Origin of the sequence: Chitinophaga sp. (assembly GCF_036569185.1) — a bacterium.
Classification (GTDB): domain Bacteria; phylum Bacteroidota; class Bacteroidia; order Chitinophagales; family Chitinophagaceae; genus Chitinophaga.
This window is the reverse complement of the sequence record NZ_DATCRD010000234.1, coordinates 1-8,598: the sequence shown is the minus strand read 5'-3', so window position 1 is coordinate 8,598 and position 8,598 is coordinate 1. Positions and strand designations below refer to the sequence as shown.

General features: G+C 44.0%; 11 protein-coding genes. 8 read left to right on the top strand and 3 right to left on the bottom strand.

The window, feature by feature from the left end:
• From VIM72_RS17670 to VIM72_RS17660, 3 genes are all read left to right on the top strand, one after another.
• Nucleotides 1–350 (top strand): hypothetical protein (locus VIM72_RS17670; protein WP_332004153.1); only part of this gene is annotated, 350 nt, incomplete at its 5' end.
• Nucleotides 351–436: 86 nt separating this feature from the next.
• Nucleotides 437–697, top strand: a complete 261-nt coding sequence (locus tag VIM72_RS17665) for a hypothetical protein (RefSeq protein WP_332004152.1) — start codon at nt 437–439, stop codon at nt 695–697.
• Nucleotides 698–759: 62 nt separating this feature from the next.
• Entirely contained in the window at nt 760–1,518 is a 759-nt protein-coding gene (locus VIM72_RS17660) for a YoaK family protein (RefSeq protein WP_332004151.1), read from the top strand.
• Nucleotides 1,519–1,548: 30 nt separating this feature from the next.
• Here VIM72_RS17660 and VIM72_RS17655 read toward each other — a convergent pair whose 3' ends face one another.
• The gene (locus tag VIM72_RS17655; protein ID WP_332004150.1) at nt 1,549–2,256 is read right to left on the bottom strand and encodes a Crp/Fnr family transcriptional regulator; all 708 of its coding nucleotides are present in this window, start codon (nt 2,254–2,256) and stop codon (nt 1,549–1,551) included.
• 116 nt (nt 2,257–2,372) lie between these two features.
• Between VIM72_RS17655 and VIM72_RS17650 the strand changes: the two genes are divergently transcribed.
• Complete coding sequence (locus VIM72_RS17650; RefSeq protein WP_332004149.1) at nt 2,373–2,984, top strand: methyltransferase domain-containing protein; 612 nt, start codon at nt 2,373–2,375, stop codon at nt 2,982–2,984.
• Between the two features lie 478 nt (nt 2,985–3,462).
• Here the strand turns inward: VIM72_RS17650 and VIM72_RS17645 are convergent, their stop codons facing one another.
• Together VIM72_RS17645 and VIM72_RS17640 are read right to left on the bottom strand one after the other, a co-directional pair.
• Entirely contained in the window at nt 3,463–3,732 is a 270-nt protein-coding gene (locus VIM72_RS17645; RefSeq protein WP_332004148.1) for a hypothetical protein, read from the bottom strand.
• A 30-nt stretch (nt 3,733–3,762) separates the two neighbouring features.
• Nucleotides 3,763–4,359: a class I SAM-dependent methyltransferase gene (locus VIM72_RS17640; RefSeq protein WP_332004146.1), complete on the bottom strand. Its 597-nt coding sequence runs from the start codon at nt 4,357–4,359 to the stop codon at nt 3,763–3,765.
• Between the two features lie 143 nt (nt 4,360–4,502).
• On the opposite strand from VIM72_RS17640, the gene VIM72_RS17635 reads away from it, so the two are divergent.
• The 4 genes from VIM72_RS17635 to VIM72_RS17620 form a co-directional block, all read left to right on the top strand.
• A complete protein-coding gene (locus VIM72_RS17635; protein ID WP_332004145.1) occupies nt 4,503–5,228 on the top strand; it encodes a Crp/Fnr family transcriptional regulator in 726 nt (241 codons plus the stop codon).
• 151 nt (nt 5,229–5,379) lie between these two features.
• Complete coding sequence (locus tag VIM72_RS17630) at nt 5,380–5,964, top strand: RNA polymerase sigma-70 factor (protein WP_332004144.1); 585 nt, start codon at nt 5,380–5,382, stop codon at nt 5,962–5,964.
• Between the two features lie 89 nt (nt 5,965–6,053).
• A complete protein-coding gene (locus VIM72_RS17625) occupies nt 6,054–7,118 on the top strand; it encodes a FecR family protein (RefSeq protein ID WP_332004143.1) in 1,065 nt (354 codons plus the stop codon).
• 206 nt (nt 7,119–7,324) lie between these two features.
• Nucleotides 7,325–8,598: carboxypeptidase-like regulatory domain-containing protein (locus tag VIM72_RS17620; protein ID WP_332004142.1), on the top strand; the 1,274-nt coding region annotated here is incomplete at its 3' end.

Sequence of the window (8,598 nt, the reverse complement as noted above, 5' to 3'; positions counted from 1 at the left end):
GGATCGATTATAACGGCACTGTTGGCTTTGTGGGCATTTCCGCTTTTAAACTTAAAGGCATAAAAAAAATTGATGGCATAAAATGGCACCGGCAGCGTGGAACCGTTAATAAAGGCTTGCTGGTGGCCGAGCTTCATGCTGAAGACTATACCATTCCTATACATGCTCCTGTAAGCTGCGTAATTTTAGGTCCTAACCCCAAACTGGCCGGCCAGTTAAACCTGATCCTGGAAAGCCCCCAGGACAATGGCTGGGTGTTTTTTATCACTCCCTTAAATTTCGGCCCCCCTGAGCCCTTACTCTCCCGTGAAGAATATCAAAAGCTGACCAGCGCTAAAACAATTTTTTGATTGTAATGGAAGAGCATGTTAAAACCAGTGTCGCCTGGATTGTGACAAAGGAAATGAATAAACATTTTAGTAACCTATTTTGAATAATGGACACAGACAAATATTTATCGCTTATAGCCGGACAGCTGAAGATGGCACAGCATAATGAGCAGGTGGAAGTATTGATCTTACAATCAATAGCAGCTATTGAGAAAAAGGAAGGAGCCTATCTGGTTAAGCCATTCCTGATCAAACTGCAGGATTGGTTAGAAGCGCTATCGCCGCTTGATTGTGATAGTACACAGTGGAGCTGCCTTCGTTATGCGGTTATATATCTCCGGGAATCTTTGATGATGGACACTGTTTAAAAAGAAGGATCTATGAGTAGCTTATAATGATGCTGGTGTCAAAAGTTTAACAGAGGTGATATATGTTTCGCCATAGAGGAAGAAAGAGGAATTTTAAGCACGATTTACGGTTAGCCGTTCTTTTGTGCTTTACTGCAGGAATGGTAAATGCCGCCGGCTTATTTGCGTTTTCTGTACTTACCACCAATGTAACAGGGCATGCAGCTTTGCTGGCGCACAAATTAGCCACCGGAGACCTGCAGGCAGCATGGATCATTGGATTGTGGCTTTTGCTTTTTCTTGCAGGGGCCTTCTTTTCCAGTTTCTGCATTGGAAGAGTGGGGCAAAACAAAAGGTTTGCCTACACATTGCCCATAATAATAGAAATAGCGATCCTGTTGCTGGTAGGCAGTTTCGGACATACCTTTAATCAATCGGCCATCAAAACAGCGTATTTTGCCGGCAGCCTGCTATTTGCAATGGGCATGCAAAATGCTTTTGTTTCTACAATATCCGGGTATGTTGTGAGAACCACTCATCTTACCGGCATGTTCACAGACCTGGGGATTGACCTGTATGCATTCATATCCACACCCCATAAAAATATCGCTGTTGTTAAAAGAAAGATCATCCTGCGGCTGGTAATTATTTTCTTTTTCCTGGCCGGAGGGATTGTTGGCGGATATGCATTCCTGACCTTGAAATATTACACCTTTTATTTGCCGGCAGTAGTATTGGTTATCGCCATGTTCTATGATGCTTTCCGGATAAGGCTAAGCAAGATGATAAACCGTATCAGGATCAGGGAAAGGAATTTTTTTGAAGAAAGGTCTGCCGGTTAATGGTGCCCCTGTGATTAAAAATACCTACATCTATTTGTGATTAGCAATTTTGATCAGCATATTAACATCTTTCACTATAATTTTTCTGTTCTTTGTTTCCAGGATGCCCTTTTCCTTGAATTCGGTTAAGATCCTTATTACGTTTTCCCTGGCAGTGCCTACCAGGCTGGCCAGATCCTCCCGGCTGATATTTATTTCTACCGGAGCTCCTTCAACAAGATCCACTTTATGCTTTTCCCGGATAACAATTAATTGTAACGCCAACCGCTCCCGTACCGTTTTTTGAGCAAACATGGTCAGGCTGTTGGCCAGTACTGCAAACTCATGGCTTAAAGTTTTGAGCAGCCTGTTGTTCAGTGCAGGAGATTGCTCCAAGGTTTTCAAAAAATCTTCTTTGGGAATAAATGTAATAACGCTTTCTTCCATTACAGCCGCTGAATCGGGGTAACGGTCCTCTGAAAGCACGGCGTGATAACCGATCAGCTGGCCGGTGCTGGCTAAATAAATGATCTGCTCTTTCCCATCCTTATCTACTTTATACTTTTTTACCTTACCCTTATTTATATAAAATATTCCGGACGGATAGGCGCCTTCCCTGAAAATAATATCATTCTTTTTATAGACATGTTCACTCTTGTGCGCTGTCAGCAGCTCAAAATCATTGGGCTGCAGGTCCGCAAAGATGGACTCACTTTTGAAATCCCATTTGTCTATTGGAAAAAGCCCTTTAATACTCATAACAACTAAAATTAACATTTTAGGATTGAAAAAAGTCACCTTTCGGGATGATAAAGTTCACTGTAAGCAAATAGATTGAGAAATACCTTTGCAGGTGAAAATTTGTATACCAGTGTATGTCAATAACAATCCCCTCTTTACCCGGACATTTAGATAAATGGTTTGCTTCCGATTTTAATTTTCACCATCTATACCCGCTTTACATACGGGAGCTCGCACAAAAGCATTGGACCCCTTTAAAAGTTGCCCGGAAGGCGGCGGAATTTCTGGCAGCCCAACCAGGTGCAAAAATATTGGATATAGGCAGTGGGCCCGGAAAATTTTGTCTGAGCGGCGCCTATTATAACCCGGCAGCCAACTTTTATGGAATTGAGCAGCGGAACGACCTGGTATTTTATGCCACTACTGCAAAAGAAATATTAGGGCTCAGCAATGTAACATTCATACATAGCAACCTGGTTAAGCTTGACTTCAGGGAATATGATCATTTTTACTTTTTTAACTCCTTCTATGAAAATCTCCCGGGTACTTGCAAAATAGATAATAAGCTTACCTATTCCAGGTACCTGTATAACAGTTATAACCGGTATTTATATGATCAGCTGGAAAAAATGCCCGCAGGTACAAGGCTTGCTACCTACCATTGTTCAGAGGAAGAAGCCCCCAATGGTTATCATTTGGCAGGTACTGCAATAGACCATTTGTTAAGCTTCTGGGTCAAGGGATAAGATAAGGAGCACAGACGTGCTCCTTTTTCTAATGATCAATTGAATTATGCGATACTCACTGTTGGTTTTTGATAATTTCAATTTCGGGGTCATGATAAACATAAAAGTTCAGGTATACGGTGCGTGACAAACGCATCAGGGCTGGCATAAATACGGTAAGTATTATTCCATTAACAATAAGCCAGTGATATACACTATTGTCCTTCCAGGTTATGCCAAAGATCAGCCAGTACCAGGTTAAGTTGAATATGGAAAAAAGCACTGCCAATACATAGCTCACATATCCGGTACCGTACCAAAACCCGATTTCCAATTCTGTTCGCTGTCCACATGCCGGGCAGTGCTCGTGCATGTCAAGAACCGTCTTTAGCTGGTAGGGATTATCTGTTTTAAATAATTTGCCTGTTCTGCACCGGGGGCATTTATTTTTCAAAATGCCTGTGATAAAATTAGATTTCCTCATCAGGATATTTTTCTGCTAGCCTTTAATTATGCTCTTAACCGATAATTTACCTATACAGATCAATGCAAACCGGTAGCAATTCCACCGGCTATTACTGGATTCAAGCACCTGCAGATCTTGTATCGCAATGCCCAGCTTGTCCATGCATCGTTGTATAATAAACCCGTTCTTTTTCTTTTCTTCCATTTTTGCAACCGCTATCTGAATAATGCTTTCAACCTCCTTATTATCTTTTGCAACCTCAATTTGCTCAATGATAGTGGCTACGTACTCATCAGTGGTCATGTTTGGTGTTTGACAGGTTAAGGATCTCAATCACTTCTTTTCCCAGGTCTTTAATAGCAGATCCGCTGAAATATCTACCAGCTGATAGCTGGTAGGAATTTCATCTTCAAGGCTATGAAAAGTTGCCAGTCTTGTTCCGCTGGGTTTAGCATCCAGCTCTTTAAACAGGTAACGGGAGTAATAGTTATATAAACCGGTGGAATACTCCATCTGTTGATCCATCCTGCCGCTACTATCTAAATTTTCAAAAAAAGCATTGTAGAAATAAAAGTGATCATATTCTGCCAGGTCAACCTGTGTGAAGTTGCCATGAATAAAATCAGCGTTATTTGTTTTAGTATATTCTTTCGCTGCCTGTGCATAGTGATGCAATTCTCTTCTTTGTTCCACTCCGTAGAAAAAAGCATCGGGAAAGTAATGCGCACCGATGAGGGCAAACTTCCCAACACCACTGCCAATATCCAGGATCTTTTTACCGGGTTCTGCTGCTAAAAAACGGGCCGCTTTTTTTGCCACGGCGATTGGGGTCCAATGCCGCTTTGATAGTAGCTGTATCCGCTCGGGATACAGCCAGTCAAATGCGGCATCTGTGGTGTACCAGGTAGGTTTAAGTAAAGCTTTTGCCATCGTAAGATTCAATTAGCAACTGGGATATATATTAATTTCTGATAGCCTTTGATATTCTCGTATGGCAAAGGTACCTTTGAGAAGGTCTGGTTTAACTGATACTTTTCAATTTAAAAACTGCAAAAAATCACTCTTTATTAATTATGAGTTTAGCCGGCTTGTTTCCAATTGATAAATGGAACTTCAAATCACAGTCCATCCTGAATAATTTGCCGGAAGACGAATACGGATACCTCTGCGCAAACACGTCAGAACAGAAGTATAATAAAGGAGAAGTAATATTCAGGGAAGGTGCGGTTGCTTCCGGGATCTTCTTTATTAAAAAGGGAAAGGTGAAAAAGTACCAGGTTGACCAAACAGGAAAAGAACAGATCATCTATGTTGCCAATACCGGCGAGCTCATAGGATATCACGCTATTTTAGCGGATGAACGTTACCCCGATTCCGCGGCTACTTTAGAAGAATGCATTATTGCATTCATTCCCAAAGAGGATTTTTTAAGCGCCCTGGAAAAGTCGGCTGTTTTGCCACGCAGATTACTCAAAACACTCAGCCACGAATTTGCCGTATTAATAAATAGTATTTCTGTTGTTGCCCAGCGTTCCGTAAAGGAAAGACTGGCGATCACGCTGATCGTATTACGTGAAAAATTTAAAGAAGGCACCCCATCCGGAGAGGAGATCATGATCAATGTTTCCCGCAACGATCTGGCGAATATGGTAGGTACCGGGGATGAGAACATCGCCCGGTTTTTAACAGAATTTAAGCTCGCCGGTATACTCATTACCAAAGGCAGAAAAATTTGCATCACTGATCTAAAGAAATTGATTGATATATCCGGGTATGGTACATCCGGACAACCTGCATGATATTAACAGAAACAATCATATCTAAGCACGGCTTTGCTATAAATTATTAGTGTCATGCATACAATTATAATTATTTACTGTATATTTAGTATAAGATAATGCCATCCACTGTTCTACTCGAAGAGATCCCCGTTATGAAAGAATGCCCGTTATGAGTGAAAAATGTACTATAGCTGATCTGCAGCAGAAGATTGCTCTGTATGAGGATATGAACGCATACAGGCAATTGTATGAGCTACTCAATGAGCGGCTTTTCTGGTTTGTTTTTTCATTTGTAAAGTCTAAAGAAGCAGCGGAGGAAATAGTTTCAGATGTTTTTATCAAATTATGGAAGATCCGGGATGAGCTCCCGTCTATCCGGAATTTACAGGTATTCCTCTATGTAATTGCCCGTAACTACTCCCTTAACTATATTATTAAGGAGTACAAATACCCGCACGTTAGCCTGGACGAGATCCAGCTGGATGTAACCACCTCCTTTAACCCGGAAGAGCTGTACATTTCCACTGAAATGTCCGAAAAGATCAATAAAGCTATCAGTGAGCTCCCTGCCCAATGCAGGCTTATCTTCCGGATGGTAAGGGAAGATGGCCTGAAACACAAGGAAGTAGCCGATATTCTGAACCTTTCAAAAACAACCATACGGAACCAGCTTGTGATAGCGGTTCGCAAAATAGCCCAGGCCATGCGGCCCCATTTGGAACCTGTTGCAGCCAAACAGCGATATGGGCAATAACCCCCTCTCCTGCCTCTCAAAAAAAATTTCTTTTCCCTTTGGTACCTCCTTCTTTTTTTATTGTCCTATTGACACATGTTCCATAAATAATGAAGGACGAAAAAATCTGGGAACTAATTGTTTTAAAACTCTCAGGAGAAGCAACCCCTGATCAGGAAGCAGAGCTGGAAGAAGCGCTGAAACAGCGTCCTGACCTTGCATTGCAGGCAGGTATGCTGGAAGGCGTATGGAGTAGCAGGCAGGAAAGAGAGCAGCCGGATCCGGCAGACAGCTTTAACAGGCACCTGCAGCGGTTAAGCAATCACCTGTCAGACGGCACGCTGAAATATGATACAGAGGCCCGTACCACACGGCGCACTTTCTTCCAACGTGCCATCCTGCCGGTAGCTATTGCCGCCTGCCTGGCCCTGGGGATCATGGTAGTGGTGCTTAGCACCAGGAAGGAGAAAGCGCCCTTAGCCACTACACAGAACGAGGTATGGACAAAGAAAGGCTCCCGGTCAAAATTAACGCTGCCGGACGGTACGGAAGTATGGCTCAACGCCAGCAGTAAGGTTACCTATGGCAATGATTTCAACGGTGAAACCCGGAAAGTGACGCTGGAAGGAGAGGCCTTTTTTGAAGTGACCAAACGCAATGGCATTCCATTCATTATCCATACCAATATGGTGGATGTACAGGTACTGGGAACAGCTTTGAATGTGCGTGCTTATGCTGATGAAAAGATGACCGAAACAGCATTGATCAGCGGGGCGGTGGAGATCGTGCTGCAAAGGAATCCCGAGAAAAAGATCATCCTCCGGCCCGATGAGAAGCTGGTAGTAAGGAACGATACAGCCACCCTTGCAAAGCCGGAGCCCATGCTGCTGCTTACGCAGGTGCACTACCTGGATAAGGAACAACGCAACCCGCCGGTAGAAGCGCTATGGATGAAGAACAAGCTGGTGTTTGACGATGAAACCCTGCAACAGATCGCCCTGAAGCTGGAGCGCTGGTATGATGTAAAGGTGATCATACAGGATAAGCAGCTGGAAGACGTGCAATACAGCGGAATTTTTGAGAATGAAGATATTTCAGAAGTATTATATGCCTTACAATTAACAGGCAATTTTCATTATTCTATTCGTAAAAAAGTAGTCACTATAGGGTTATAGAAAGGATCCCATACCAGACTTGTTAGAGATTTATAAATTCCATTTTTTCACCAAAAACTGATACCACATGAAAGCAGTTCCAACCTGACCTATCCCATATTGTCATAAAAATGGGAGAATGCTGACACATTCTCCCAGCTACGTAAAAGACAGAGAAAGCTCACTGGCGGTGAGCCATTCATCTTAAACCTAAACATTGCTAAAGTATGAAAAATATCCCAGAGCGCCTGTCGTGGAAGACGGGCAGCCTGACTATTAAATACGTATTGATGACGAAGCTTACCATCATACTGCTCCTGGGATTTATGATCCCGGCATTTGGCACCACCTACGGCCAGAAAAATATCAACCTGAACCTGGATCATGTTTCAATGAAAAGTGCGCTGAAAGCAATTGAAAAACAGGGCTTTTACCGCTTTGTATACAAGAACCGGCTGCTCCCGGAAGATAAACAGGTGTCTGTGAACGTACGGGACGCCTCGCTGCGGGAAGTGCTCAACATTATACTGGGGAATACATCCCTCACCTACAACGAAGTAAGCGATAAGCTGATAGTGATCCTGGGTGCAGACCAGCCGGCAGACAGCGTTGTGATTGCAACAACGGTCGCAGGGAAGATAGCGGATAAGGATGGCCATCCATTGCCAGGCGTAAGCATACAGGAGAAAGGCACTAATAACGGCACTATTTCCGGGGAGGACGGAAATTTTTCACTAACTGTTACTGATAATAACGCCGTATTAGTAGTAAGGCTGGTTGGATATGAGACCAAAGAGATCCCTGTTGGCGGAAATGGGAATGCCCGGCTGAATATTGTGCTGGAAGCATCCAATAAGGCATTGCAGGAAGTAGTTGTGATCGGTTACGGTACACAACGGAAGGCCGATATCACCAGCGCCGTTGCCACCGTGAAATCGGAAAACTTTGTGAAAGGCGCCGTGGTGGATGCCGGCCAGCTGCTGCAGGGTAAAGTGGCAGGGCTGTCCATATCGGCTCCCAGCGGAGATCCCACCAGCAGCACACAGATCCTGCTCAGAGGCAACACTACCCTGCTGGGCGCCAATGCCAATCCATTGGTGCTGATAGACGGGGTACCCGGGGACATGAAAACCGTGGCGCCGGAAGATATACAGTCCATTGATGTATTGAAGGACGGCTCTGCAGCCGCTATCTATGGCATCAGGGGTACCAACGGCGTGATCCTGATCACCACCCGCAGGGCCAGCGGTAATAACATTAACACGGTGGAATACAGCAGCTTTGTAAGCACAGAAACAATTGCCCGCAAACCGGAAATGCTCACCGCGGACGACTATCACAGGCAAATTGCCGCAGGTATCCGGGATGCCAACTGGGATTACGGCGGATCCACAGACTGGATAAAAGCTATTTCCCGCACACCCGTTTCCCATGTACATAACCTTACCTACCGGGGCGGCAACTCCCAAACCAATTACCTGCTGAATGTGAACTACCGCGC